Consider the following 26,365-nt stretch of genomic DNA (forward strand, 5'->3'; position numbering starts at 1 on the left):
AGGAGCAGCGAGAAGGAGCCGACAACCGTATGACCTTCCTGGAGAACATCACTTCGCCAGCGGACGTCAGACAGCTCAGCACCGCCGAGTGCCAGGTGCTGACGAAGGAGATCCGTGACTGCCTCATCACCACCGTGGCACAGACCGGAGGCCATCTCGGCCCCAATCTCGGCGTCGTCGAGCTGACCACCGCGATCCACCGGGTCTTCGAGTCCCCCCGCGATACGATCCTCTTCGACGTCGGCCACCAGAGCTACGTTCACAAGCTGCTCACCGGCCGCTACCCGGAGTTCTCCACGCTGCGCCAGCGGGGCGGCATCTCCGGCTACCCCTCCCGGGCGGAATCCGAACATGACGTCATTGAGAACTCCCATGCCTCCAGCTCACTGTCCTGGGCCGACGGCATCGCCAAAGCCCGCCAGCTGACAGGCGAGAGGGACCGACACGTTGTCGCCGTCATCGGCGATGGAGCTCTCACCGGCGGAATGGCCTGGGAAGCGCTGAACACGATCGCAGCCGATAAGTCCCAGCCGCCGCGCAAGCTCATCATCGTCGTCAACGACAACGGTCGCTCCTACGCCCCGACCGTCGGCGGCTTCGCTGAGCATCTGGACTCACTGCGCACCTCGTCGCAGTACGAAAAGCTCCTCTCGTGGGGCAAGGAGCGTCTGCAGCAGTCCGGGCCTCCCGGCCGGGCGGCCTATTCGGCGATGCACGGCATGAAGAAGGGCCTCAAAGACATGATGGCCCCGGCTGCGACCGGCATGTTCGACGAACTCGGCATCAAGTACGTCGGCCCCGTCGACGGACACGACCTCGACAGCCTCGAACGCGCCCTGGCCAAGGCCAAGGACTATGACCAGGGGCCGGTCATCGTCCACGCACTGACACAGAAGGGCTACGGCTACGCCCCGGCGATGGCGGATATGGACGATCAGTTCCATGCCGTGGGCGTCATCGACGCCGAGACCGGCCGGTCGCAGCCGTCGAAGTCGACCTCCTGGACCTCGGTGTTCGGCGACGAGATCACCCGCATCGCCCGCGAACGCCGGGACATCGTCGCAATCACCGCCGCCATGCTCATTCCCGTCGGCCTCAAGAGCTTCGCCGAGGAGTTCCCGGAGCGCGTCTTCGACGTCGGCATCGCCGAACAGCATGCCGTCGCCTCGGCCGCCGGACTGTCCTACGGCGGACTCCACCCGGTCGTGTGCCTCTACGCCACTTTCCTCAACCGAGCCTTCGACCAGCTGCTCATGGACGTGGCACTGCACAGGCAGGGAGTGACCTTCGTCCTCGACCGCGCCGGCATCACCGGCCCTGACGGCGCCAGCCACCACGGCATCTGGGACATCGCCATGCTCCAGGTCGTGCCCGGACTGCAGCTGGCGGCCCCGCGCGATGCCACACGCTTGGTCGAGGAGTTCAACGAGGCGGTCGCTGTCGACGACGCTCCGACTGTTGTGCGGTTCTCCCGCGGCTCGGTCGGCAACGACATCGAGGCGCTGTCCCGGACGGCAGACGGCGTCGACATCCTTGCCGAACCCGCCGACGGTCTCGACCCCGATGTGCTCATCGTCTCCGTCGGCGCGCTGGCCGACCGCGCCCTCGCACTTGCCGAGGAGCTGCGTCAGCGTTCGATCGGCGCAACTGTCGTCGACCCGCGCTGGGTGCTGCCGGTACCGGACTCCGTGCTGACGATGGGCAAAGACCACGCGCTTGTCGCCGTCGTCGAGGACGGTGTGAAGATCGGCGGCATCGGCTCGCAGATCCGCCAGGATCTGCGCGATGAGGATTCGCGCACCGGCGTAGTCGAACTCGGGGTGCCCGATGAGTTCCTGCCGCACGGCACCCGTGAGGAGATCCTCGAATACGCAGGCCTGTCAGTGCCGGACATGCTCGACAAGACCCTGCACATGCTGCCTTCGCACCTGGCCGAGCGCGCCCATCGGGCCAGCCGCCGCGCCATGTGAGTCCACCTCGCCCAGCGCATCAGCAGCCGGGCACCATCAGCCGACGCGCAGCAACAGGACACGGTCGCCGCGGCGTCAGCTGTCAGGCGGTGGCGTGATCGGCTGCACTGGCAGCCTCGGCGAGCACTTCGGCGGTGCGCTCGATCTGCCAGGGCCGGGCTGAGCTGGCGGCCAGATAGGCTGCGACGTCGGTGACGTCGCCGACATGCCGTTCGGCGGCCAGCGACTTCACGATCCGCGGTGTCAGCAGCACGTCATGCGGCATCTCCAGGTCGTCGGCGACGGTCCCCACCGCTGCGCGCATCTTCTCCGTCCGCGCCTTGGCGACCTCCCGGTCAGCACGCGGACCGGTCTTGGGCTGTGGCTGACGACGCGGCGGCAGCTGTGAGTCCGGCAGCGCGTCGGCCCGCTGCAGAGAATGCAGGACGTCGGCGGCCGCACGCCCGGAGAGCTCTTTGCCGCCGGGCAGCCGGTAGATGTCATCGATCGTGCGGACCTTCGGATCCGACAGCGCCACAAGCAGCCGGTCGCGCAGCAGCCGGGTCGGTGCGATGTCACGGCTGGAAGCCGCCGCATCCCGGTCGAGCCACAGCTGCCGGGCACGGGCGAGAGCCCGGCGTGACTTCACCGTGCCCAGACCGCTGATCCGCCGCCACGGCTCGGCATGGACACGCCGCTGGAAGCCGAGCAGATGCTCGAACTCCTGCCTGGCGAACTCGTCCTTGCCGGTCTCGCGCAGTCGATGGGCCAGGGATTCGCGCAGCTCGATGAGCACCTCCACATCGAGCGCGGCATAGTTGAGCCAGTCGAGGGGCAGCGGACGCCTCGACCAGTCGACATAGGAGTGCTCCTTGGCCAAGCGCACACCGAGCTCATTGCCGACAAGCGCAGCAAGGCCGAAGCGTTCGATACCGAGCAGCCGGGCTGCCAATTCAGTGTCGAACAGGGCAGAGGGCGTCATCCCGCGATCAGCCAGACACGGCAGATCCTGAGTTGCAGCATGCAGGATCCACTCGACGCCGCTCAGCGCTGCATCGACCTGCCTGAGGTCCGGCAGCGCCTCGGGATCGATGAGCACGATGCCGCTGTCTCTGCGCTTGAGCTGGATGAGGAAGGCCCGGTCCCCGTAGCGGATGCCGGAGGCGCGTTCGGCATCGACAGCGACCGGGCCAGTGCCGGATGCCAGCAGATCGGCGACCTCGGCAAGGGAGGCTGTGGTGTCGATGACGTCGGGCACACCGCCGGCAGGGCGGGCGAGCAGGGGCAGATTCTCGTCGACGTGGCGTGAGCTCACCGGCGTCGCCCCGGCAACGGCGTGACACCTTCGGCGACAGGGGGAAGACCGGCGACCATGCCGATGAGGTCGATCCAGGCGTCCACGTGGTTGCCGATCTCCTCGGGATCCTCCACAACAGGGGTCCAGGAGGCGCGCAGCTCCAGATCGACAGTCCAGGGCCGGCCGGCGAGAGTGCCGAAGCTCTCCGACATCACCCGCGTCGTGGTGCCACCGGCCCTGGCGATCTCGCAGTCGTTGGTCTCCAGCGCCTCGGTCAGCCATGACCAGGCGACCGCTCCGAGCATCGCCTCGTTGCCCATCTCGGCCTCCAGCTCAGCGCGGATATAGCTGACCAGCCGGAACTGCCCATCCCACTCCTCAGGGCGTGCGGGATCGTAGAGCAGTACGATCCGACCGGTGGCCAGCTCCTCGATGTCCTCACCGGAGGCGGCTTGAAAGGCCTCATCGGCGCCGACCTCTGCGCCGAGGGCGATCGCGTAGGGAGCCAGCTTCGAAGGGGCGGGAATCTCGCTGATATCGATGCGCGCATCCTCGCGCGGCGAACGCAGCACATCTGCTGCGCGGGCGAAGGCCTGCGGGATCCGGTTGAGCGGTGACGGGGCTATCACACCTCACACTGTAGGTCGAGACACTGACAACAGCGAGCATCCACGCCGGGCAGATCGCGGCTGAATGGCACCGCCGACCGGCCCCGGGACTAAAGTGGCGCAGAGGAATGTTACGGCAGGCAGGACGAAAGGAGATCACTGCCGATGAGCGCAGACCCTGAGGATTTCAAGCACGCCTTCCGGCACCACCCCGCCGGAGTCGCCGTCATCACCGCACAGTCACCAGACGGGCCCATCGGCCTGACGGTCTCCAGCCTCGCCAGCGTCACCCTGCAGCCGCCGATGCTGCACTTCTCGGTCTCCACCGCTCGCTACTCGGCCTCCCGGCTGCTTGGCGCCGAGACCTTCGTCGTCAACACCCTCGGGGCCGAGCACGCAGATATCGCCCGTGCCTTCGCCCGTCACGAGGGTCCGCGATTCACCCCCGAGCAGGGCTTTGCGACTCTGCCCGACGGCGACCCGTACCTGCCCGGTGCCCACGCCGTGCTGCGCTGCCGCTTCGCCTCTCAGATCCCAGCCGGCGACTCGACCGTGTGCGTCGGAGAGATCACCGACATCATCACCGAAGAGCCCGGCCGGGCACTCGTCTACGTCGACCGGGAGTTCTACGCTCTTGATGCCGCCGACCGGATCTGAGCACCGCCTGAGCACCACACTGAGCTGACAACCCCAGCGACTGGAGCCTCAGAACCGCAGCACCGGCACCCCGTCACAGTCCGATGTGCTGCCGAGCGCTGGTGCGGCTGCGCGCAGCAGCGTGAAACCGGGCCCGAGGCGGGTCTGACCGAGGGTCAGGAGGAAGGTCCCGTCAAGCACGGGCGCAGGTGGGCTTCCGAGGGAGGCGTCCACCGCCTCGGCTGCGGTGATCATGAGGTTGACGGCATGACACGGCCTCGGCAGCGTGATGAGCTCTGTCACCGCCGCTCCGTCGAAGACGCATGCCTGACCGTCCGCTATCGCGAAGCGCCTGCCATCGGTGTCGAGGACGACATCACTTCCGATCGGCCGGAGGATCCGCCGCATCCCCGGCAGCACTGAGAACGCAGCGGGCCGCTCCAAGGACGCAATCGACAGCCGCCAGGCAGGCAGCCCAGGCGTCAGCGCCGCGGACTCGTCGAGGGAGACGAGTTCGACGGTCGAACCTGCGCCGTTGGCCCAGGGTGTCGCCGGCTGGTCTGCATGGGAGGCGATCGGTGTCAGTCCACGTGTCATACCGCCAGCCTAGACGCCTGTGTCGGCGCACATGAGACGGCCTGTTCTGGAGGGCGAACGGTTTTCTCCCCACCAGCCACAGATGAGACGATAGGAGGCATGACAACCACTCTTGTGCGTGCAGCGCGCTCCCGGCCGGTAGACCGTACCCCTGTCTGGTTCATGCGTCAGGCCGGCCGCTCCCTGCCCGAGTACCGCGAACTGCGCCAGGGCAACCAGATGCTCGAAGCCTGCCGCACCCCCGACCTCGTCACCGAGATCACCCTGCAGCCGGTGCGCCGCCACAACGTCGACGCCGCGATCTTCTTCTCCGACATCGTCGTCCCGCTCCAGGCCGCCGGCATCGACGTCGTCATCGAACCCGGCGTCGGCCCGGTCATCGCCCACCCGGTGCGCACCCAGGCCGACATCGACAGCCTGCCTGAGCTCACGGCGGAGATGATGCCCGACATCACCGAGTCGATCTCACGCATCGCAGCCGAACTCGCCACCCGCGAGGACACCGCCCTCATCGGCTTCGCCGGCGCCCCGTTCACACTGGCCAGCTACCTCATCGAAGGCGGTCCGAGCCGCAACCACGAAAAGACCAAGGCGATGATGGCAGGTGCCCCGGAGATGTTCTCCCAGCTGCTGGCCAAGCTTGCCGCCATGTCCACGACGTTCGTCGACGTGCAGCTGTCGGCCGGTGCGCAGGCCTTTCAGCTCTTCGACTCCTGGGCCGGCTACCTCAGCCCGCGCGACTACCGCACACATGTGCTGCCGCACTCCCAGCGCGTCTTCTCAGATCTTGCCGGCCACGACGTGCCCAGCATTCACTTCGGTGTGCAGACCGGCGAGCTGCTGCCGGCGATGTCCGAGGCCGGCTCCACTGTCGTCGGTGCGGACTTCCGCGTCGAGCTCACCGACGCCTCGACGCGCGTTCGACCCAACCAGGCGCTGCAGGGCAATCTCGACCCGGCCCTGCTCTTCGCACCGTGGGAGGCCCTCCAGCCGCGCATCGAGCAGATCGTGCGCGACGGCCTGTCTCACAGCGGCGGGCACATCTTCAACCTCGGCCATGGCGTGCTGCCGTCCACCGATCCCGAGGTGCCCGGCCGGATCGTCGACGAGGTCCATCGCATCTCCGCCGCGCTGCTGAGCGGAGACGACCCGAAGTGAGCACACCGCGCATCGTCATCGCCGGGGCCGGGATCTCCGGGCTCGCCACCGCCTACCGGCTGACCCGTGCGCTGCCGGATGCCGAGATCACGGTGTGCGAGGCCTCCGACCGGCTCGGCGGGTGCCTCAAGACCTCGACCCTCGGTGGGCAGGCGCCCGGCGGCGCCGACGTCGGAGCTGAGGCCAGCCTGTTCGTCCGCCCCGAGACCGCGGAACTGTGCGCCGAGCTCGGCCTCGACCTGGAGTTCCCCTCCCGGGAGCACTCCTCGCAGCTGTTCGTTCGCGATGTGATGCACCCGATGCCCACGGACACGCTCATGGGCGTGCCGAGCGAACCGGCCAGCCTGGCCGGGATCCTCACCGCGTCCGAGGTGGAGCGCGCCGGTGCAGAGACGCTCACCGAGCCTGCCGACGGTGACGTTCCGGTCGGTGAGTTCATCGCCTCCCGGCTCGGTGATGCCGTCGCCGATGTCATCGTCGATCCGCTGCTCGGCGGAGTCTATGCCGGGCGCTGCCGCGAGCTGTCGATGGCTGCGACCATCCCGGCGCTGCTGCCGGCCGCGCACACCGGCACCTCCGTGCTCGAGGCGGTGAGCAAGGTGCGCGCCCAGCGCAGTGCCGCCTCCGGGGCCAACATCCCCGGCACCAAGGCGCAGGACGCACCCCCGGTGTTCATGACCCTGTCGGGTGGCATCGGCACGCTCATCACCGCCTTGGCCGATGACCTGAGCGCCCGCGGCGTGCGCATCGAACGCAGCACCCCCGTCACCGCCCTGCAGCCGGGCCAGCCGGGCAGCGGCGAGCCTTCCTGGACGGTGCGCGCAGGGGAGGAGCACCTTCCGGCCGAGGCCGTCATCCTCGCGGTTCCCGCCTACGCAGCAGCCTCGGTCCTCACCGATGTCGATGCCGAGATCGCAGGCACCCTCGGCGACATCGACTACGCCGACTCGGCTGTCGTCACCGCCGTGCTGGAAACCGGGGCTGCACCGCTGTCCGGCTCCGGCTTCCTCATCCCGCCCACCGAAGGCCGGTTCATCAAAGCCTCGACCTTCGCCTCGAACAAGTGGCCGTGGCTGAAAGACGCGCTTCCTGCAGGCACGGCTGTGGTGCGGATGAGCGTCGGGCGCTACGGGGATGGCCCGCACGCCTGGGCTGCCCTCGACGACGAGGAACTGGCGGCCCGCGCGCTCGCCGACTGGCGCGACATCACCGGCAGCCAGGCTGAGTGCCGCCACCTGGAAGTCCAGCGCTGGACCCAGTCGCTGCCCCAGTACCGGCCTGGCCACCTGGATCGCAGCACCGCTATCGACACCGCACTGACCCGCCATTCGGGCCTCGGGCTCACCGGCGCGGCCTATGACGGTGTCGGCATCCCGGTCTGCCTCAAGCGCGCAGCAGCAGAGGCCCACCGGATCGCCGCCGGCCTCACCGCAGCCGCCCGCACCTGAACCGACCGCCCACTGACCCTGAGACCACCTACCCCGAACAGACATGGCCGCGAAGGCCGCAGAGAGGAACGAAGGAATGTCTGACTACGTTCAGCCCACCCCTGAACAGATCGAGAAGTTCAACAGCGAGATCCGCTACGCCGGCTACAGCGTCTTCGCCGTCGCCGGTGAGCTCGGCGAAGCCGACCGGGCTGAGCTGGCAGCCGAGCTCAATGAGGGCCTGGCCGCACTTGCCGATAAGGACCTCATCGTCCGCGGCACCTACGACATCTCCGCCATGCGCGCCGATGCCGACCTCATGTTCTGGTGGCACGCCCCTTCGGTCGAGGTGCTGCAGGAGGCATACTCCGTGGTGCGCCGCTCGCTGCTGGGCGGACTGCTCGAACCGGTCTGGTCGTGCATCGGCCAGCACCGCCCGGCTGAGTTCAACAAGTCCCACCTGCCGGCATTCCTCACCGACCCGAACCCGGGCGACTACCTGTGCGTCTACCCGTTCGTGCGCTCATACGACTGGTACCTGCTCGACCCACAGGAGCGGGCCACCATGCTGCGCGATCACGGCAAGGCAGCCGCCGGCTACAAGGACGTCAAAGCCAACACGATCGCAGCCTTCGCGCTGAATGACTACGAGTGGCTGCTCGGTTTCGAAGCAGACGACCTCGACCGCATCATCAGCCTCATGCGCGACCTGCGCGACACCGAGGCCCGCCTGCACGTGCGTGAGGAGATCCCGTTCTTCACCGGCCCGCGCAAGGACCTCGGCGACATCATCGCCCTGTGGCGGTGACGGACCGGGCGGTGCTGACCTCCCGAGCGACGTTGACCATCCCAGCGACGCTGGGAGTCTCGGCCAGCGCTGCCTGAGGCGACATGGACACATCGAGATCGACGCATCGACATCGACACCGTGCCGGCTCGCGCATGCGCGCGGGCCGGCACCGTCGTCGGTTCACAGCCCAGCTTCGCGGCGCAGCGGGGTGTGCTCGATGCCGTCCTCCATGAACCGCGGACCTGAAGGCGTGAATCCGTAGCGGCCGTAGAAGCCCTCCAGATGACTCTGCGCATTCATCACCAGTGGTTCATCGCCGAGCTGTGCGACCAGGGATGCCAGCAGGCGTCCGCCTGCACCGGTGCCCCGCAGCTCGGGATCGGTCACCACCCGGCCGATCGAATAGGCGTCATCGGCACCTGCCGGGCCATCCGGGAATCCCAACGGCAGCACCCGCGCATAGGCGGCCGGCATGACCGACACGCCAGCCGGGTTGCCGTGGGAGTCCTGAGCCGCGCGGGCCGGTTGCGGGAAGAACGTATGAATCGTCTCAGGAAGCGTGTCGATGCCGTCGAGGTCGAGGAACACGCAGCTCTGCTCGACGACGAAGACCGCCGAGCGCAGCTGCAGGATCCCGTAGAGCTCCGTCGTCGTCAGCTCGGCAAATGGTTTGCAGATCAGATCCCCGCTCATGCCTCGTCGAAGTCCAGGCAGATCGAGTTGATGCAGAAGCGGGCATCGGTCGGGGTGGAGAAGCCCTCCCCGTAGAAAACGTGCCCGAGGTGGGAGTCGCAGGCCGCGCAGCGGACCTCGGTGCGCACCATACCCAGCGTGCGGTCCTCGATGTAGCGCACACGATCCTTGGCCAAGGGCGCGTAGAAAGCCGGCCAGCCGCAGTGGGCGTCGAACTTCGTCTCCGAGCGGAACAGCTCTGCCCCGCACGCCCGGCACGAGTAGACGCCGGTGGCAGTGTGATCGGTGTACTCACCGGTGAACGGCCGTTCGGTGCCGCCCTTGCGCAGCACCGCGTATTCGGCAGGGGAGAGGACCTCCTGCCACTGTCGTTCGCTGCGCTCGGCAGCCTGGCTGGTGTGGGTCGGTTCGGTCATGAGCTCAACTCCTCCCAGATGCGGATGTGCTCACGCTACCAGGCACGCACAGGGCGTGAGCAAGGTGGGCAGCAGCCGAAATCCGCAGTGCGTCCTGAAATCGCAGCCCAGGTGCAGTGAGTAGGATGTGAGCCAGGAGGAACACTGATGACTCACGCGGACTTCAAGAACCGGGCGCTGCGGGCCACCGTCGCCGGGCTCGGAGCGGGTCTGGCCGCCGGGGCGCTCGTCTCGGCCGCCTCATCGGGGCTGGCCGCCTACTTCGCCCGCCGCATCGTCGTCCCCGAACACGCTCCCGAGGACCTGGAGATCCTGCACGTCGACGGCTTCGACGACGATATGCGCGTCCACCTGCCGGCCACCGACGACACCCTTGTCAACGGCCGCTACGGCCTGTACTTCGACTCCGCGGCCGGTCATGCCCAGCTCGGCGACATCGTCGAATACGACCCAGTCTCCCAGACCGTCTCCCGCTCAGTGCTGGGAGTGACCGCAGGCAATCTGCGCACTGCCCGGTGGGGCCGCTGGACCGGCCAGTTCTATTCGCATCCCGAACAGCTCAACCTGCCGTATGAGGACATCGCGCTCGTTTCCGACGTCGGCGAGCTGCCGGCCTGGTACCTGCCGACGACGGCCGAGAAGCCCAGCGATACGTGGGCGATCCTCATCCACGGCCGCGGAGCCACCCGCGCGGAGTGCTTGCGCGCAGGTCCCGTGCTCGACTCGCTGAGCATGCCGGCACTGGCAATGGCCTACCGCAACGACGCCGAGGTGCGGGTCGGCCGGTCAGCCCGCTACGGGCTGGGAGACACCGAATGGCTCGACGTCGATGTCGCCATCGACTATGCGCTGGCTCGCGGGGCGAGGAACGTGGTGCTCTTCGGCTGGTCGATGGGTGGGGCGATCGCTTTCCAAGCCGCCTCGCGCGGGCGCAACCGCGACCATGTCCGCGCCCTCGTGCTCGACGGGCCGGTCGTCGACTGGTACAACGTGCTCGACCACCAGGCCAGACTCAACTTCCTGCCCACCCCGATCGCACGGCTGACCCTCGACATGATCACCCGCCCGTGGGCGAGGCGGATCACCGGGCTGGAGACCCCGCTCGACCTCGACCGGATGGACTGGCTGACCCGGGCTGCCGAGCTGGACACGCCGCTGCTGCTCATCCATTCCGAAACCGACGAATTCGTGCCCACCGGTCCCTCGCATGCGCTGGCGAATGTGCGCCGTGACCTCGTGACGATGCCCAGCTACACCAAGGGCCGACACACCAAGGAGTGGAACACCGATCCGGAGCGCTGGTCGGATGATGTGGCGAATTTCCTCGAATCGAAGGTGCTGCGCAGCCCGCTGCCCAGTCGTCAGCAGCCGACAGAACCGGCCCGGCTGGCAAGCACGTCACCCACGCGGTCTGCGGATGCAGGCGCATCGGGTGACACTGCTGTCCAGGACAGGGCACGGCTGCTCGATATGAGCAACCGGCAGCTCGGGCGAGGCGACGGCTGCCTGGAACGGCCCGTCGACCGCTGATCGAACAGCCGGCAGGCTGCGATTCACAGCACGTTCCGGCTCACAGCACGCCGAGGTCCTGGGCGGTGTCCCGCTCGGCCTGCAGTTCAGCGACCGAGGCGTCGATGCGCTGTCGGGAGAACGCGTCGATCTCCAAGCCGGTGACGATCTCATAGCTGCCGCCGGTGCACACGACCGGGAACGAGGAGACGAGCCCGGCCGGCACGTCGTACTCACCCTGTGAGTGCACGGCCATAGACACCCAGCCTCCGCTGCTGCCGTGCTCCCAGTCGCGCAGGTGCTCCAGCGTCGCGTGGGCAGCCGAGGCGGCCGAGGAGGCGCCGCGAGCGGCGATGATCGCAGCTCCGCGCTTGGCGACCGTCGGCACGAACTCATCTGCCACCCACGCCTCATCGCCGATGACCTCGGCCAGCGACCGGCCGGCCAGTCGGGCGTGGGAGACGTCGGGGTACTGGGTGGCGGAGTGGTTGCCCCAGATGGCGACCTGCTCGATGTCCTGAACGTACACAGGCTCACCGGTGACCTCGGTGGCCTTCGCCGCCAGCTGCGACAGCGCCCGGTTGTGATCGAGGCGGGTGAGGGCGGTGAACTGCGTCTTCGGAATGTCCGGGGCGTGGTGGGAGGCGATGAGCGCATTCGTATTGGCCGGGTTGCCGGTGACGACGACCTTGACGTGATCGGCGGCATTGACCAGCGCCCGGCCCTGGGTGGAGAAGATCTCGCCGTTCTTCTGCAGCAGATCAGCGCGTTCCATGCCCTTCTTCCGCGGCATCGAGCCGATCAGCAGTGCCGCATCGACACCGTCGAAGGCGGTGGCAGGGTCATCGGTGATCTCGACGGCTTCGAGCCGGGTGAAGGCGCAGTCGTCGAGTTCCATCACGACGCCTTCGAGGGCCTGCAGCGCATGCGGGATCTCCAGCAGGCGCAGACGGATCGGCTCATCGCCGTAGACGAATCCTGCTGCCAGGCGAAAGAGCAGGCTGTAGCCGATCTGCCCGGCGGCTCCGGTGACGGCGATGGTGCGGGTCATGATGTGCTCCTATCGGTGGGGTGGATCAGGGGGACCCCAGCTGCAGCCGGTGGATGGCGGTCGAACCATCGGTCAGCTGGGACAGGGGGCGGGCGCGCAGCGGTGGGTCGAAGGTCGGCCCGGAGAGCAGGCCCGGGCCGGTGCCGGTGATGAGGGGGCTGACGGTCAGGCACAGTTCGTCGATGGCACCGGCCTGGATCCAGGCCCCGAGCACGGCGGGCCCGCCTTCGCACAGCACCCGGCGCATACCTCGGGCGCGGAGGTCAGCGAGCACCGCTGCCGGGGACACATCGTCTGCATGCGCGACGACATTGCCGTCCCCGCAGTAGCCGCGCAGCCGGTCCAGCGCCACCTCATCGGCACACGAGGTGTGGACGATGACATCGGAGGTGCCGGCGGCATCGAGCCGGTCGGTGTCGATGCGCCCGGAGGCGGTGATGAGGACGAGCGCGGGCACGTCAGCTTGGCCGCGGCGTCGGCGCTGGGCGAGGTGAGCGCGTTTGGCGGTCAGCCGGGTGTAGCCTTCGGCCCGGGCGGTGCCGGCTCCGACGACGACGGCATCGGCAAGGGAGCGCAGCACCGAGAACACCCGCATATCGGCAGGGGAGGAGATCTCCCGGGAGCTGCCGTGAGCGCCGGTGACGGCCCCGTCGATGGTGGTGACCATGTTCGCTTGCACGCGTATGCCGTGCGGGTCGGTCAGCGGGCCGGAATCGTAGAGGGCTGTCAGCGTCGGTTCGCCGAGCTCGTAGGGCAGCAGCCGCCCTGTCGGTATGAGCTCGCGCAGTGTCGTGCGAGTGGGGAAGCCGGGGTATGCCGTCATGCGCTGCCTGGCTCACCGGCCGAGGAGGTCGGCAGGACCCATGACGATGTGCGGATCGAGCTCGGGGTCGATGGTCTTCAGCAGATACCGCATCTCATCAGTCGGCACGGTCACGCAGCCGCGGGTGGGGGAGTCGTGGTCGACGTGGAGCCAGATCTTGCCGCCGGCATCCCAGCCCATCGGGCGGGTGTCGTCCGTCGGGGCGGTGCCGGCCTTGCGGTTGTAGTTGATGGCGATGACATAGTCGAACACGTCGCGCCAGTCCTCACCGTAGACCTGGGCGGCACCATCGCGCAGGCCGCTGTCCTGGGTGTAGGGCAGCTTCGAGTTCGGGTCTGCTTTGGCTCCGCCGGCGTCGGTGAGGGCGAAGACGCCGACTGGGGTTGTGCCGTCGCCCTCGCGGCGCTCTTCGGCCCACCCGCTGCGGCCGTTGTGGGCGGAGAAGACCTTGACAGTCTCCCAGTCAGCCTCGACATCAGCACGCTGGTAGAGCACCAGCTGGTTCTGGGTGTCCTTCGCGTCCTCGCCGATGGCCACCAGCACCTGGCGGGCCGAATCGGGCACCTCGCCGCGGGTCTCCGGCCCGACTCCGGGCAGGGTGGGGAACGTCTGGCCGGCAGCGATGTCATCGGCAGGTACGACAGCGTCACCGTCGGTGCTGCTGGCAGCCTCGCCGTCTGGCGTCGAGTCGGCTGCGTTCGGCTCGATGGGCTCCTGAACGGCAGGAGCCGGGAAGTCACCTGGTATCTGCAGCTGCGGGGCGCTGAGGCTGGAGCCGACACTCTCTGCAGCGACCGGGGCGCCTTCAGCGGCTGCCTGCGGGTTCGCGCTGCCGACTGCGCCGCATCCGGAGACGAGCAGCGCGGCCGCTGTCAGCACAGCAGCCGGCAGGACTGTCTTCGGCGCGATGGGCATGCGGCCATTATTCCATGCTTTGAGCAGACCGTGCAGATTCCGGCACCCCTGGCCGCCTCCTGAATACCGTTACCCCTGGCCGCCTCCTGAATACCGTTACCCCTGGCCGCCTCCTGAATACGCAAATACCGGCAACAGACTAAACTGGGAGCACTATGACCCTGCCACCACCGCCGTCGCACCGGCCGCAGCCGCGCCGCCGCGCCGACTCCGAACCCGAGGAGTCGCTGACGACCCAGCTCTTCGTCGGCCAGCCCAAGCCGGGTGCCGACAGCTCTGCAGACCCTGCCGGTTCCGGAAGCCGCGGGCCGTCCGGCAGCCAGGCTCAGGCCGACGCCACCGCCGCGATGCCGCCGGTGACCGGAACACCTGCCGCCCCTTCCCAGCCGCAGGAAGCACCTGCCGGCCAGCCGGCGACGGAACCAGCTGATGGGGCCGGAGACGGTGCGGAGTCGACGAAGATGCTCAGCCTCGAAGAGCTGCGCGAACTCGCTGCAGAGACCCATGACGACAGGCTCGACGGCACCCGGGAACAGGACATCCCGCGTGATCACCTGCCGAAGGCCACCAAAGCCGATGAGGCATTCGCCGAACAGCAGGCAGCGCCCTCGGTGTGGCCGGCACGCCAGCCGTCCGATGCGCCACCACCGCCGGCACAGCCGCCGGTCGTCAGCCCGGCCGCCTCGCAGGCGTACGGTGACATCGCACCCGGCTACGCGGCTTCCCCGCCCGGTTACGCTGCCCAGGGCCACAGCCAGAGCTACGGAGCGGCACCAGGATATGCACCCGGACACGGCGCGCCGAGTCCCGGGCAGCATGCCGGATTCGGCCAGCCGCCCGGATCGTTTCCGCAGCCACCGGCACCGCCACCGCGCAAGAAGGGCGGTCTGCCGGTCCCGGCCATCATTGCGATCATCCTCGCCGCACTCGTCGTCGTCGGCAGCATCGGCTACATCGTCTGGGACGTCAGCACACGCAGCGACGACGTCCAGGGTGAGACGCCCCCGCCGCCACCGGCTGACACCACCGAACCGACGAGCGAGGCAAGCCAGGAGCCGACCGAGACCTCTGGCGAACAGGTCGCGGAAGCCTTCACCACACCCTCGGGCAACATCTCGTGCACGATCAGCAACGAACGCGCCCGCTGCTCGATCGCCAACTTCGACTACGATCCGCCGGCGGACAAGCCGGAGAACTGCAAGGTCGACCCCTGGGGTTCAGTCGTCGTCGCCAATGCTGATGGTGCCGGGTTCTCCTGTGCCGAAGCACCGCCGAGCAGCGGTGAGGCTCAGGAGCTCGCCTACGGCCAGAGCCTCGAAGCCCACGGGATGCGCTGCACCTCGAACGAGGATGGCGTCGAATGCACGCACATGGAGTCGGGCAAGGGCTTCAAGATCGCCCGCGCCGCAGCGAACTTCACGAGCTGAGCCAGCACACGCACTGGCATCTCACACCTCGGACGCGGGTACGGATGCCGGCAGCGGCGCTCTAGAGTGGACGCATGGCAAGGCACATCCTTCTCCTTCCGTGCCGCGGCGAGGCCTGACTCAGGCCGCATCCTCGCCGCGGAGTCCGTGCTGCCGGTCGCTGACACCCCGCCGGGTCATTCGCCCACCTGCGATACTCCCGGGCTCTGAGCACACCACAGAGGATGAAACACCATGGCGAAACTGCAACAGCCGACCCCCATGCCATTTGCGAAGTACAAGTCCTTCTTCGACCGCATCTCCCTCGACATGCGCGATCGCACCTGGCCTGATCAGCGGATCACGGAGGCCCCGCGCTGGCTCTCGACCGATCTGCGCGACGGCAACCAGGCACTCATCGACCCGATGACACCCGACCGCAAGCGCGCGATGTTCGACCTGCTTGTGCGCCTCGGGTTCAAGGAGATCGAGGTCGGGTTCCCGGCTGCCAGTCAGCCGGACTTCGACTTCGTGCGCCAGATCATCGAAGAGGACGCCATCCCCGATGATGTGCGCATCTCGGTGCTCACCCAGGCGCGCGAGGATCTCATCGAGCGCACCGTCGAAAGCCTCGTCGGGGCCAAGAAACCGACCGTGCATCTGTACAACGCCACCGCCCCAGTCTTCCGCAAGGTCGTCTTCGGCTTCGACGGCGAAGGCTACGACCAGACACGCGACATCGCGGTGCGCGGCACCCAGGCTGTGATGAAGCACGCCGAGTCGATGCTCGGCGACGCCGACTTCGGATACCAGTACTCACCTGAGATCTTCGTCGACACCGAACCGGAGTTCGCTCTCGACATCGTCGGCAGCGTCCTGGACATGTGGCAGCCGGCCGACGGTCGCGAAACCGTCGTCAACCTGCCGGCCACCGTCGAACGCGGCACCCCGAACACCTATGCCGACCAGATCGAGTGGTTCTGCCGCCACGTGCCCTACCGGGAGGACATCGCCGTCTCCCTGCACCCGCACAACGACCGCGGCACCGGAGTCGCCGCGGCCGAACTCGGCATCATGGCCGGCGCCGACCGGATCGAAGGCTGCCTGTTCGGCAACGGCGAGCGCACCGGCAACCTCGACCTCGTCACCACCGCACTCAACCTGTACTCCCAGGGAGTCGATCCCGAACTCGACTTCTCCGACATCGACGAGGTCATCCGCACCGTCGAGTACTGCAACCAGATCGGCGTGCACGAACGCCACCCCTACGGCGGCGACCTTGTCTTCACCTCGTTCTCCGGTTCGCACCAGGACGCAATCAACAAGGCCTTCGCCGACCGGGAGAAGAAGGCCAAAGAGGCCGGTGTGCCGACCGACGAGATGGAATGGGATATGCCCTACCTGCCGGTCGATCCGAAGGACCTCGGCCGCACGTATGAGGCGATCATCCGCGTGAACTCCCAGTCCGGCAAGGGCGGGGTCACCTACCTGCTCAAGAGCGAGTACGGCCTCGATATGCCCCGGCGCATGCAGGTGGAGTTCTCCAAGGTGGTCCAGCAGCACAGCGAATCCGCCGGTGAGATCTCGGCGTCGGAGATCTGGCAGATCTTCTCCGACGAGTACCTGCCGGCAGAAGAGGCCAGCAAGAGCTGGGGTCGCTTCCGGGTCACCGCACTGCGCACCGAATCGGCCCATGTCGATGACGATGCCGCTGGCAAGAACGCCGAGCGCCTCGAAGTCACCCTGGAGACCGATGGCCAGGAGCGCTCCTACGAAGGCCACGGCACCGGCCCGCTGAACGCGCTCGTCAACGTCATGAACGAGAACTTCGGCGTCGATGTGCGAGTCCAGGACTACACCGAGCACGCGATCGGCGCGGGAGCGGACACCACCGCTGCGGCCTACGTCGAGATCGCCATCGGCGACCGCGTGCTGTGGGGTGCCGGCATCCACCCGAACATCACGAAGGCCTCACTCAAGGCCGTCATCTCGGCGATCAACCGCTACATGCGAGACGAGACGAGCTTCGACGGACAGCAGTGACACGCTGAGAGCCGACAGGGTGGATCAGACTCCGCGGGCAGGATTCGCGGCAATAGGCTGATGAGTCTGAGCGGCGTGAACAGAGATCATCATCGGAGTGCTCCAGGTGTTCGCACAGCTGATCGGGCCTTCATCGCAGAACTGGCTTCTGCGGCGATCCTGAAACGCAGGTGCGAGACACTGGAGAGACATGTGCTGGCGGCGCGCCCAGCCGGCACCTCGCACGGGCACCTTACTGAGAGTGAGATAATCGGCTGATGAGGTTCTATCGTGATGTCGGCATCGTCCTCGGCGGGCACAAGCTCGGCGAGGCTGATCGCATCGTCATCATCCTCACCCGCAACCACGGCCTGATCCGCGCTGTCGCCAAGGGCATTCGGCGCACCAAGTCCCGGTTCGGCTCCCGGCTGGAGCCGTTCATGTTCGTCGACGTGCAGTGTCACATCGGCCGCAGCCTCGACATCATCACCCAGGTCGAGCTGCTTGAGCCCTTCGCCCGTGGGATCATGTCCGACTACGACACGTATGCGGCAGCCACCGGTATGGCGGAGACGGCGATCCGGCTGACCGAGGACGAACCGCAGGCCCGCGCCCAGTTTCTGCTGCTGCTCGCTGCCATCCGCTCGCTGTGCAATGGCGAGCATTCCCCGGGCCTGAGCCGGGATGCCTACCTGCTGCGGGCGATGTCGCTGGCCGGCTGGGCGCCGAGCCTCGATGACTGCGCCCAATGCGGAGCACCCGGCCCACACCGCGCGTTCTCACCAGCCCTCGGCGGGGCTGTCTGCCACTCCTGCCGCCCACACGGCACCGCGCTGCCGAGCTCGGAGACGATGGACCACCTCACCGCCCTCATGTCACGCGACTGGCAGCGTGTCGAGGCCAGCAGCGCATACCAGCAGACAGAGGCTTCCCGCCTCATCGTCACGTACGTCCAATGGCACCTTGAGCGCAAGGTCAAGTCCCTGGCCGTGCTCGCCAGCCAGCCGGCCCCCGTCCAGCCAGCCCCTGTCCAGCCGACATCTGTCCAGCCGGCCCCCCTCGAACCTGCACCGCACCCGTCCGCACCGTCAGCCTCCGTGGAGATCACATGACCTATCCTGCTCCGCCGGTCCACCCCTCGGGCGCGGTTCCGCCTGCCATCTCAGCGAAGTTCGTCCCCGACCACGTCGCCATCGTCATGGACGGCAACGGGCGGTGGGCCAATGAGCGCGGGCTGCCGCGCACAGCCGGCCACACCGCAGGCGAGGCCTCCCTGCTCGACGTCATTCACGGGGCGATCGAGATCGGCGTGAAATACCTGTCGGCCTACGCCTTCTCAACCGAGAACTGGAAACGCTCACCGGAGGAGGTGCGCTTCCTCATGGGCTTCAACCGCGATGTCATCCGCCGCCGCCGTGATGAGCTCAACGCACTCGGTGTGCGGATCGTGTGGTCGGGCCGGCGCGGGCGGCTGTGGAAGTCGGTGATCGAGGAGCTCGAACACGCCGAGGAGCTGACGAAGCACAACACCGGGCTGACGCTGCAGTTCTGCGTGAATTACGGTGGCCGCTCCGAACTCGTCGACGCCGTCAACGCCATCACTCGCGAGGTCGCAGCCGGGAAGATGAAGCCGGGAAGGATCACGGAGAAGGTCCTGACCAACCGCTTGTATCACCCCGAGGTTCCTGATGTGGACCTGTTTCTGCGCTCGTCTGGCGAGCAGCGGACGTCGAACTTCCTGCTGTGGCAGTCGGCGTATGCGGAGATGGTCTTCCAGGACGTGCTGTGGCCCGATGTCGACCGGCGCACCCTGTGGGCTGCGATCGAGGAGTACGCCCGGCGGGATCGTCGCTTCGGCGGTGCCGTCGACGCCCCGAAGTGACTCACACGTCGAGGTCCACCGGCCCGAGCGGCACTGCCGAGCACACGAGCACCTCATCTGCCCTTCTGGCCGCCGCCGGCTCGACCGGGTAGGCGATCTGGCCTGCGCGTAGGGTCAGCGCACACGTCCCGCACGCCCCAGCCCGGCACAGACTGCCGACGTCGACGCCACGGCGTTCGAGTGCGTCGAGCAGCATCCCCTGCTCGGGATTCCAGTCGAACACCGTGCCCGAGGCGGTGGTCACCGTGGCTGGCGCGCCGGCCTCCGGTGCGTACCGGTCCAGGTCGATGCGCGTCGGGTCGGCAGGTGAAGTGAAGATCTCGGTGTGGATCTGCTCAGCTGCGATCCCAGCATTCGCGGACGCCTCGGTCGCAGCCTGCGTGAAGGCCGGTGGCCCGCAGATGACGAGGCTCGAGCCGGGCCCGAGATGGGAGGCCAGTTCGGCTGTGCTCAGCCGGGCCCCGCCGTGGCCCGGGTCGGTGCAGCGGCGGATGAGACCGGGGGCCGGGTCCATGCCTGCGGCGAGCTCTGTGAGCTCGTCCCACAGGCGGCTGGGTGCCGGGCTGCGTTCGGAGTGGATGATGCGCACCTGTCGCCCAGCCAGACCGGGCAGCAGAGAGAGCGCTGGAGTGATGCCGATGCCGGCGGTGAGGAACACGACCTCGTCACCGAGCCTATCGGCGGTTACCTGTCCGAACGGTCCGGAGACCAGCAGCCTGTCACCGGCTCTCATGCCCGCCAGCCGGCGGGAGACGCCGGAGCGGATGCGCACCCGCAGGTGCAGTGTGTCCCCGGTGACACGAGTGACCGTGTAGCAGCGCCAGGTCGGGGCGCCGGCAGGGGAGTCGGGCAGGTGCACCCGCACATGCATGCCGGGGGAGTAGAAGTCACCGATGAACCCGAGATCATCATGCAGCCGGATCTCAGCAACCCCCTCCGCGCTGTCCGCGCCTGTGACGGTCATCAGCCGTGGCGCGGTCTGGCGTTTGAGCGCCTCGACCGGTGCCGCACCGAGAACCTCGATCGGATCACCTGATCGGACCTGACCGGATGCTGTGACGGCGAGGTAGACACCGCAGTGCAGGTGCCCGCAGCCGGCGGCCAGCAGACGGGGGATCGGCAGATCGGCCGCACCGGTGGCGGGATCGACTTCGGTGGCCGGGCAGCGTTCGATCGGGCAGCGCACAACCGCTTCCGCCCCGCCGATGCGCAGCCGCTTGCCGACCAGCGCGAACTCTGCGAAAGCGGGCAGGCCGTCGACGAGGATGTTGCCGCGGAAGCGCAGCGGATCGATCGGCTGGCCGGCCAGCGTCTGAAGTGCGCGCACGGTCGTCGGGTTGATGATCGACAGCCCTGAGGTTTGTGAGTCGAACATCCCCTGGTCGGTGGATACGAGCTCGCGTCGGTGCGGCCCGCGGGGTGTGAGCCGGGCAGCGAGGAACTCCTCTGCAGCGTGCAGGCTCTCAGGAGCGTCTGGTGAGAAGGTGACCTGCTCGCCATCGGGGGTTTGCAGGCCGATGGCGAGGGTCGCCTCGGGGTCGGATGTGCGCCCCTGCGCGCCGGGCAGGTTCGAGCGCACCTGCCACTGCTGCAGGGAGGTGTCGTTCTTCAGCACCGTGAACGTGCGCGGACCCGCCCACTGCCCGGGCACAGCGGGTGCGGCACCGGTGGTGAAGGCGAAGGCGCGGTCGCCGTCGAATCCTGAGTCGGCGCGCGCAAAACCGGTCTCGATCGGCTCGGCGGGAAAGCCCTTGAGTGGGAAGCGGAAGAGGGCGGAGACGCGCATGGAGACCATGCTACTCCGCCCTCTTCACTGCCGCGCAGACTGTGTCAGTCCGCGGTGAGACTCACTTCCGGGGTGCGCCGGCCTTCTGGTAGCCGCCCTTGCGGCGACCACCGCCGGAACCTGAGCGCGGGACGGAAGGATCGCGGCCGTGTCTCTTGCCGAAGCCGGGCTTCGAACCGTGATCGGCGCCGGCCCCGCGGTCAAAGCGCTTCTTGAACGGCCGGCCCGGGCGTCCTGTGTCCGGGCGCAGGTCGATGTGCTTGCCCTGGATGCGGGTCCGTGAGAGCCGTTCGAAGACGTCGTCGGGCAGGTCGGCCGGCAGGTCGACGAGCGAGTGGTTCGAGCGGATGTCGATGTGTCCGATCTGGGCCGAGGTGAGCCCGCCTTCATTGGCGATCGCACCGACGATGCCGCCGGGCTGGACGCGCTCGTTGCGGCCGACGGCGATTCGGTAGGTGCGCATTCCGTCCTTGCGGTGCTTGCCGCCCTTGCCGGCCTCGCGCTCCGAGCGCGGCTTGCGGGCGGTCGGTTCGGGCAGCGGGTCGGCAGCGAGGGTCTCACCCTCGAGCAGCAGCGTCGCCAGTGCCGCGGCGACCTCGGTGGCCGGGACGTTGCGGGCCTGCTCGTACTGCTCGATGACCGGGCGCATCTCCGTCAGGTCGAGGGTTTCGAGTGCTTCGGTGATGCGGGCTTTGAACTTATCGGTGCGAGTGTTCGTGAGCTCTTCAGGTGTGGGCAGCACGAGCTTCTCGACCGCACGGCGGGTGGCCTTCTCGATAGCCTTGAGCAGATGATGCTCACGCGGGGTGACGAACAGGATCGCCTCACCGGAGCGTCCAGCGCGTCCGGTACGACCGATCCGGTGGACGTAGGCCTCCGGGTCGTGCGGGATGTCGTAGTTGACGACGAGTTCGATGCGTTCGACGTCGAGGCCGCGGGCGGCGACGTCGGTGGCGACGAGGATGTCGATACGGCCGGCCTTGAGCTGTTCGACGGTGCGCTCGCGGGCCTGCTGCGGGATGTCGCCGTTGATGGCAGCGGCCTTGAAGCCGCGGGCGCGCAGCTTGTCAGCCAGTTCCTCGGTGGCCTGCTTGGTGCGCACGAACATGATGATGCCGTCGTACTGCTCGACTTCGAGGATGCGGGTGAGCGCATCGAGCTTATGGGAGTGCATGACGGTGAGGAACCGCTGGCGGATGTTCGTCCCAGTCGTCGACGACGGAGTCACGCGGATCTCACGCGGATTGCTGAGGTAGCGTTCGGCGATCCGGTGGATCGACTTCGGCATGGTGGCCGAGAAGAGCGCGACCTGGCGCTCATCGCCGGCGGCTTCGAAGATCGCTTCGATGTCCTCTTGGAAGCCCATCTTCAGCATCTCATCGGCCTCATCGAGGATAAGGTGGCGCAGGTTGTGCAGCTTGAGCGATCCGCGCTTGAGGTGGTCGATGACGCGGCCGGGCGTGCCGACGACGACCTGGGCACCGCGCCTGAGGCCAGCCAGCTGCGGGCCGTAGGACTGGCCTCCGTAGATCGGCAGGATCGAGAACCCGGCTAGGTGGGCGGCATAGGAGGTGAAGGCCTCGGAGACCTGCAGGGCGAGCTCGCGGGTCGGAGCGAGCACGAGGGCCAGCGGGCCGTCATCGGCTCGGCCGGCATCGGCGAGGCTGTCGAGGACGGGTACGGCGAAGGCAGCGGTCTTACCGGTGCCGGTCTGGGCCAGGCCCATGACGTCCTCGCCGTCGAGCAGCGGCGGGATCGCCTGCTCCTGCACGGCAGACGGGGTCTCGTAGCCCAGGTCGGTGAGTGCGGAGAGGATCCGCGGGTCGATGTCGAAATCGCAGAACTGCACGGCCGGCGGTTGGATCTCAGCGGCCTCATCAGTGGTGGGGGTGGCGGACGCCTGCGGGTCGGCAGACGGGTGGACGGATGTCATGAATCTCCAAACAGGGCACACGGATCACGGAATGGACAGACTTCGGCATCGGAACATGCCTCGAAGTGGGAGTGTGATCGAACTCTAGCGGCCGAAGGAGCGTCATCAGTCAGACACGAAGCGGCCGGAACCACAGTCAATCCTACCTGCCGCAGCTGCCATTCCCCGCATCAAGCTCATGTGTCACCGGACACGTCATCCTGAGCGTGGGCGGTGAGGATGAGCTCGCACAGCTCATGCGGGGCGATCTGCTCCGGTCAGTCCGGCGGCCCCCGACGTGCGCATCGACCCGGTCGATCGCCTGCCGGTACCCGCTGCCCATGAGCACGCTGAGGTGCCCGGTCTCATCGACACCGCAGCAGTACACGAACAGCACAGCGGCAGCCTGCTGCCCAGCCAGCATCGCGGCAGCATAGTCGGCGATCTCGGCATCGACGCGACATAGCCGTGCGTCTCACCATCGCGGGCGATGATGCGGTGCTGGCCGGCCCACTGCTGCTTCAGCCGCCGCGCAGCTGCTCGGCGATGCGAACATGGACAGGAGGGGACGGCATGCTGTTAGCCATATCACTCCCAGGTGGCCGGTGTGATCCGCAGACGCGGCAGGTCGGCGGATTCGCTACCCTGGGAGCGGTACGAACAGCAGCCAGCCGTTCGCAGTCGACTCAAGGAGATATTTCACGTGGCTTCGACATTGGATTCCGTCATCACCCTGGCCAAGCGGCGCGGGTTCGTCTTCCAGGCAGGAGACATCTACGGCGGATCCCGTTCCGCCTGGGACTACGGTCCGCTCGGCGTTGAGCTCAAGGAGAACATCAAGGCCCTGTGGTGGCAGGAGTTCGTCCGCGGGCGTGATGACATGGTCGGCCTCGACTCCTCGATCATCCTGCCCAAGCGCGTCTGGGAGGCCTCCGGTCACGTCGAGACCTTCGTCGACCCGCTCGTCGAGTCGCTGCACACCCACAAGCGCTACCGCGCCGATCACCTCATCGAGGCATACATCGCCAAGCACGGCCGCGAGCCGGAGAACGGGCTGGCCGATATCCGCGACCCGGAGACCGGCCAGGAGGGCAACTGGACCGAGCCCAAGCAGTTCTCCGGCCTCATGAAGACCTACCTCGGTGCCGTCGACGACGAAGAGGGACTGCACTACCTGCGCCCGGAGACCGCACAGGGCATCTTCGTCAACTTCAACAACGTCGTCACCGCCAACCGCAAGAAGCCGCCGTTCGGCATCGGACAGATCGGCAAGGCGTTCCGCAACGAGATCACCCCGGGCAACTTCATCTTCCGCACCCGCGAGTTCGAGCAGATGGAGATCGAGTACTTCGTCCACCCCGACGACGCACCGCGGTTCTTCGACGAATGGGTCGAAGCCTGCTGGAACTGGTTCGTCGACCTCGGCGTCAGGGCAGAGAACATGCGCCGCTTCGACGTGCCCGACGGCGAACGCGCCCACTACTCGGCTGCCACCATCGACATCGAGTACAAGTTCGGCTTCCAGGGTGCGGCCTGGGGCGAGCTCATGGGCATCGCCAACCGCACCGACTTCGACCTGTCGAACCACACCACACACTCCGGTCACAAGATGCAGTACTTCGACCAGGCCGCCGGCACCCGCTACACCCCGTACGTCATCGAGCCGTCCTTCGGGCTGACCCGGTCGATGATGGCCTTCCTCGTCGACGCCTACACCGAGGACGAAGCCCCCAACACCAAGGGCGGCGTCGACAAGCGCATCGTGCTCAAGCTCGACCCGCGCCTGGCCCCGGTCAAGGTCGCGGTGCTGCCGCTGAGCCGCAATGAGAAGCTCTCGCCGAAGGCCCGCGAGCTGGCAGCGAACCTGCGCAAGCGGTGGAACGTCGACTTCGACGACGCCGGGGCGATCGGGCGCCGCTACCGCCGCCAGGACGAGATCGGCACCCCGCTGTGCATCACCGTCGACTTCGACACCCTCGATGACAACGCGGTGACCGTCCGCCGCCGTGACGACATGAGCCAGGAGCGCATCGCCATCGACGAGGTCGTCTCCTACGTCGCCGGCGAACTGGGCGTCTGAGCGTCATTCCCAGGCCCGCGGCGTCAGGACGCTGATTCCGCACCGCTATGCACTACATCGCAGAAACACTGCCGCGCGCCTCACGACAGGCGTGGTCGGTCATGCTCGGGATGCTCATCCCGCTGGCTGTCCTGTCTGTCGTGGGGCTCGTGTGGCTCTGGCCGTCGTCTGCGGCCACCGATCGGTGGGATCCGGCGGCTCTGGCCGAGGGTGCCGAATTCACCTCCGGCACGGTCGAATCGATCGACCTGCGCGCCTGCCCGGACTACGAATCCACCGGCTGTGGGGCCATTACCCTCGACACCGGGGAGCGCAGCGGCACGATGTACGCCCCGCCCGAGGCGATCAAGACCGGCATCGCAGCAGGCGACCGGATCAAGGTCATCGTCATGGACACTGCACAGACCGACCCGGTGGCCGACGCGATCACCGGCGGCGGTCAGGGATCCGGTGAGCAGGCCCCCGGCAGCGACCCGACGAACGAGCCGACCGCTGCCGACTTCGTCTTCGTCGACTTCGACCGCACCATCTCCCTCGGGACCCTCGCCTTCGTCTACGCCGCCCTCGTCATACTCGTCGCTGGGCTCAAAGGGCTGCGCGCGCTCATCGGCCTGGCACTGGCCTACGCCGTCATGGTGTGGTTCATGCTGCCGGCGGTGATGGACGGCAAACCGGCCGTGCTCGTCGGCATCACCGCGGCTGCGGTCATCATGTTCATCGTCCTGTACTTGGCGCACGGGTTCTCAGCCCGCACCACGACAGCCCTGCTCGGGACTCTGTTCGGCATCCTCATCACCGGGGTGCTCGGCGCGCTGTGGACGGACTGGTCGAAGCTTGCCGGCATCTACACCGAGGAGACCTACATCCTCGCCTGGACCGACGGGCTGTCAATGGCCGACCTCGTCGTGTGCGCGATCCTCATCGCCGGCCTCGGCGTGCTCAACGACGTCACCATCACCCAGGCGGCCGCCGTGTGGGAGCTGGCCGCCTCCCGTCCCGAGGCATCCCGCCGGGAGATCTTCACCTCGGCGATGCGGATCGGCCGCGACCACATCGCCTCAACCGTCTACACCATCGCCTTCGCCCACGCCGGAGGCGCGCTGACCGTGCTGCTGCTCGTCGCCGCCTCCTCCCGGCCGTTCCTCGAATCGCTCACGCTCGGCGAACAGGCGATCTCCGTCGTCTCCACCCTGGTGACCTCGATCGGCCTCGTCATCGCGATCCCAGCGACCACTCTCATCGCCGTGCTGGTGGTGCGCTCAGGCACCAGCGCGTACTCCGCTGCAGAGCCCTGAATCTGAGATAGGCTGTCATCCGACAGGCGCATCCGCCTCCTGAGGCGTATCCCCGGCTCGGACCTGGATGCACTGCTCGAACCCGGCGCCAGACAGCGCTGTCGGCGCCGCAC

The 26,365-nt window shown here is 67.6% G+C and carries 23 protein-coding genes; 13 read left to right on the forward strand and 10 right to left on the reverse strand.

Annotated elements, in window-relative coordinates:
• The first annotated feature begins 29 nt into the window (after window positions 1-29).
• On the forward strand, window positions 30-1,970 hold the full coding sequence (gene dxs / locus M3B11_RS01645; RefSeq protein ID WP_259874886.1) for a 1-deoxy-D-xylulose-5-phosphate synthase: 1,941 nt from the start codon (window positions 30-32) through the stop codon (window positions 1,968-1,970).
• A gap of 82 nt (window positions 1,971-2,052) precedes the next feature.
• Here dxs and M3B11_RS01650 read toward each other — a convergent pair whose 3' ends face one another.
• Both M3B11_RS01650 and M3B11_RS01655 read right to left on the reverse strand, forming a co-directional pair.
• Window positions 2,053-3,264, reverse strand: coding sequence for a ribonuclease D (locus M3B11_RS01650; protein ID WP_259874887.1), 1,212 nt, complete (start codon window positions 3,262-3,264; stop codon window positions 2,053-2,055).
• Window positions 3,261-3,875, reverse strand: a complete 615-nt coding sequence (locus tag M3B11_RS01655; protein ID WP_259874888.1) for a DUF3000 domain-containing protein — start codon at window positions 3,873-3,875, stop codon at window positions 3,261-3,263. Before M3B11_RS01655 ends, M3B11_RS01650 begins: the two co-directional genes overlap by 4 nt.
• A gap of 144 nt (window positions 3,876-4,019) precedes the next feature.
• Here M3B11_RS01655 and M3B11_RS01660 point away from each other — a divergent pair, with 144 nt between their 5' ends.
• On the forward strand, window positions 4,020-4,511 hold the full coding sequence (locus M3B11_RS01660; protein WP_259874890.1) for a flavin reductase family protein: 492 nt from the start codon (window positions 4,020-4,022) through the stop codon (window positions 4,509-4,511).
• A gap of 48 nt (window positions 4,512-4,559) precedes the next feature.
• Here the strand turns inward: M3B11_RS01660 and M3B11_RS01665 are convergent, their stop codons facing one another.
• Window positions 4,560-5,087: a HutD family protein gene (locus M3B11_RS01665; protein WP_259874892.1), complete on the reverse strand. Its 528-nt coding sequence runs from the start codon at window positions 5,085-5,087 to the stop codon at window positions 4,560-4,562.
• Between the two features lie 99 nt (window positions 5,088-5,186).
• Here M3B11_RS01665 and hemE point away from each other — a divergent pair, with 99 nt between their 5' ends.
• The 3 genes from hemE to hemQ all read left to right on the forward strand — a co-directional run bounded on the left by hemE (window position 5,187) and on the right by hemQ (window position 8,480).
• Window positions 5,187-6,245, forward strand: coding sequence for a uroporphyrinogen decarboxylase (gene hemE / locus M3B11_RS01670; protein ID WP_259874894.1), 1,059 nt, complete (start codon window positions 5,187-5,189; stop codon window positions 6,243-6,245).
• Complete coding sequence (hemG, locus tag M3B11_RS01675; RefSeq protein WP_259874895.1) at window positions 6,242-7,693, forward strand: protoporphyrinogen oxidase; 1,452 nt, start codon at window positions 6,242-6,244, stop codon at window positions 7,691-7,693. Before hemE ends, hemG begins: the two co-directional genes overlap by 4 nt.
• Window positions 7,694-7,769: 76 nt before the next feature.
• Complete coding sequence (gene hemQ / locus M3B11_RS01680) at window positions 7,770-8,480, forward strand: hydrogen peroxide-dependent heme synthase (RefSeq protein WP_175294910.1); 711 nt, start codon at window positions 7,770-7,772, stop codon at window positions 8,478-8,480.
• Between the two features lie 162 nt (window positions 8,481-8,642).
• Here hemQ and M3B11_RS01685 read toward each other — a convergent pair whose 3' ends face one another.
• Both M3B11_RS01685 and msrB read right to left on the reverse strand, forming a co-directional pair.
• Window positions 8,643-9,155, reverse strand: coding sequence for a GNAT family N-acetyltransferase (locus tag M3B11_RS01685; RefSeq protein ID WP_259874897.1), 513 nt, complete (start codon window positions 9,153-9,155; stop codon window positions 8,643-8,645).
• On the reverse strand, window positions 9,152-9,571 hold the full coding sequence (gene msrB / locus M3B11_RS01690; protein WP_259874899.1) for a peptide-methionine (R)-S-oxide reductase MsrB: 420 nt from the start codon (window positions 9,569-9,571) through the stop codon (window positions 9,152-9,154). The genes M3B11_RS01685 and msrB overlap by 4 nt, the downstream gene beginning before the upstream one ends.
• 147 nt (window positions 9,572-9,718) lie before the next feature.
• Between msrB and M3B11_RS01695 the strand changes: the two genes are divergently transcribed.
• Window positions 9,719-11,101, forward strand: coding sequence for a S9 family peptidase (locus M3B11_RS01695; protein ID WP_259874901.1), 1,383 nt, complete (start codon window positions 9,719-9,721; stop codon window positions 11,099-11,101).
• 40 nt (window positions 11,102-11,141) lie between these two features.
• Here M3B11_RS01695 and M3B11_RS01700 read toward each other — a convergent pair whose 3' ends face one another.
• The 3 genes from M3B11_RS01700 to M3B11_RS01710 are packed head-to-tail and all read right to left on the reverse strand — an operon-like array spanning window position 11,142 to window position 13,869.
• Window positions 11,142-12,131, reverse strand: a complete 990-nt coding sequence (locus M3B11_RS01700; protein WP_259874904.1) for a malate dehydrogenase — start codon at window positions 12,129-12,131, stop codon at window positions 11,142-11,144.
• 25 nt (window positions 12,132-12,156) lie between these two features.
• Window positions 12,157-12,954 (reverse strand): dihydrofolate reductase family protein, encoded by a 798-nt coding sequence (locus tag M3B11_RS01705; RefSeq protein ID WP_259874906.1) that lies wholly within the window; start codon window positions 12,952-12,954, stop codon window positions 12,157-12,159.
• Window positions 12,955-12,966: 12 nt separating this feature from the next.
• A complete protein-coding gene (locus M3B11_RS01710) occupies window positions 12,967-13,869 on the reverse strand; it encodes a L,D-transpeptidase family protein (protein WP_259874908.1) in 903 nt (300 codons plus the stop codon).
• 155 nt (window positions 13,870-14,024) lie between these two features.
• On the opposite strand from M3B11_RS01710, the gene M3B11_RS01715 reads away from it, so the two are divergent.
• From M3B11_RS01715 to M3B11_RS01730, 4 genes are all read left to right on the forward strand, one after another.
• Window positions 14,025-15,296: a DUF6636 domain-containing protein gene (locus M3B11_RS01715; RefSeq protein WP_259874910.1), complete on the forward strand. Its 1,272-nt coding sequence runs from the start codon at window positions 14,025-14,027 to the stop codon at window positions 15,294-15,296.
• Window positions 15,297-15,530: 234 nt separating this feature from the next.
• Window positions 15,531-17,318 (forward strand): 2-isopropylmalate synthase, encoded by a 1,788-nt coding sequence (gene leuA, locus M3B11_RS01720; protein ID WP_259874912.1) that lies wholly within the window; start codon window positions 15,531-15,533, stop codon window positions 17,316-17,318.
• A 257-nt stretch (window positions 17,319-17,575) separates the two neighbouring features.
• Window positions 17,576-18,409, forward strand: a complete 834-nt coding sequence (gene recO, locus M3B11_RS01725; protein WP_259874914.1) for a DNA repair protein RecO — start codon at window positions 17,576-17,578, stop codon at window positions 18,407-18,409.
• Entirely contained in the window at window positions 18,406-19,179 is a 774-nt protein-coding gene (locus M3B11_RS01730) for an isoprenyl transferase (RefSeq protein ID WP_259874916.1), read from the forward strand. Before recO ends, M3B11_RS01730 begins: the two co-directional genes overlap by 4 nt.
• 1 nt (window position 19,180) lies before the next feature.
• Here M3B11_RS01730 and M3B11_RS01735 read toward each other — a convergent pair whose 3' ends face one another.
• Together M3B11_RS01735 and M3B11_RS01740 are read right to left on the reverse strand one after the other, a co-directional pair.
• On the reverse strand, window positions 19,181-20,965 hold the full coding sequence (locus M3B11_RS01735; RefSeq protein ID WP_259874918.1) for an MOSC domain-containing protein: 1,785 nt from the start codon (window positions 20,963-20,965) through the stop codon (window positions 19,181-19,183).
• 61 nt (window positions 20,966-21,026) lie between these two features.
• Window positions 21,027-22,898: a DEAD/DEAH box helicase gene (locus M3B11_RS01740; RefSeq protein ID WP_259874919.1), complete on the reverse strand. Its 1,872-nt coding sequence runs from the start codon at window positions 22,896-22,898 to the stop codon at window positions 21,027-21,029.
• Between the two features lie 277 nt (window positions 22,899-23,175).
• On the opposite strand from M3B11_RS01740, the gene M3B11_RS01745 reads away from it, so the two are divergent.
• The 3 genes from M3B11_RS01745 to M3B11_RS01755 all read left to right on the forward strand — a co-directional run bounded on the left by M3B11_RS01745 (window position 23,176) and on the right by M3B11_RS01755 (window position 26,252).
• On the forward strand, window positions 23,176-23,343 hold the full coding sequence (locus M3B11_RS01745) for a hypothetical protein (RefSeq protein WP_259874921.1): 168 nt from the start codon (window positions 23,176-23,178) through the stop codon (window positions 23,341-23,343).
• 237 nt (window positions 23,344-23,580) lie between these two features.
• Entirely contained in the window at window positions 23,581-24,957 is a 1,377-nt protein-coding gene (locus M3B11_RS01750) for a glycine--tRNA ligase (protein WP_259874923.1), read from the forward strand.
• A 47-nt stretch (window positions 24,958-25,004) separates the two neighbouring features.
• Window positions 25,005-26,252, forward strand: coding sequence for a YibE/F family protein (locus tag M3B11_RS01755; protein ID WP_259874926.1), 1,248 nt, complete (start codon window positions 25,005-25,007; stop codon window positions 26,250-26,252).
• The last annotated feature ends 113 nt before the right edge of the window (window positions 26,253-26,365 follow it).

This window comes from Brevibacterium sp. p3-SID960 (genome assembly GCF_025144725.1).
Classification (GTDB): Bacteria; Actinomycetota; Actinomycetes; order Actinomycetales; family Brevibacteriaceae; genus Brevibacterium.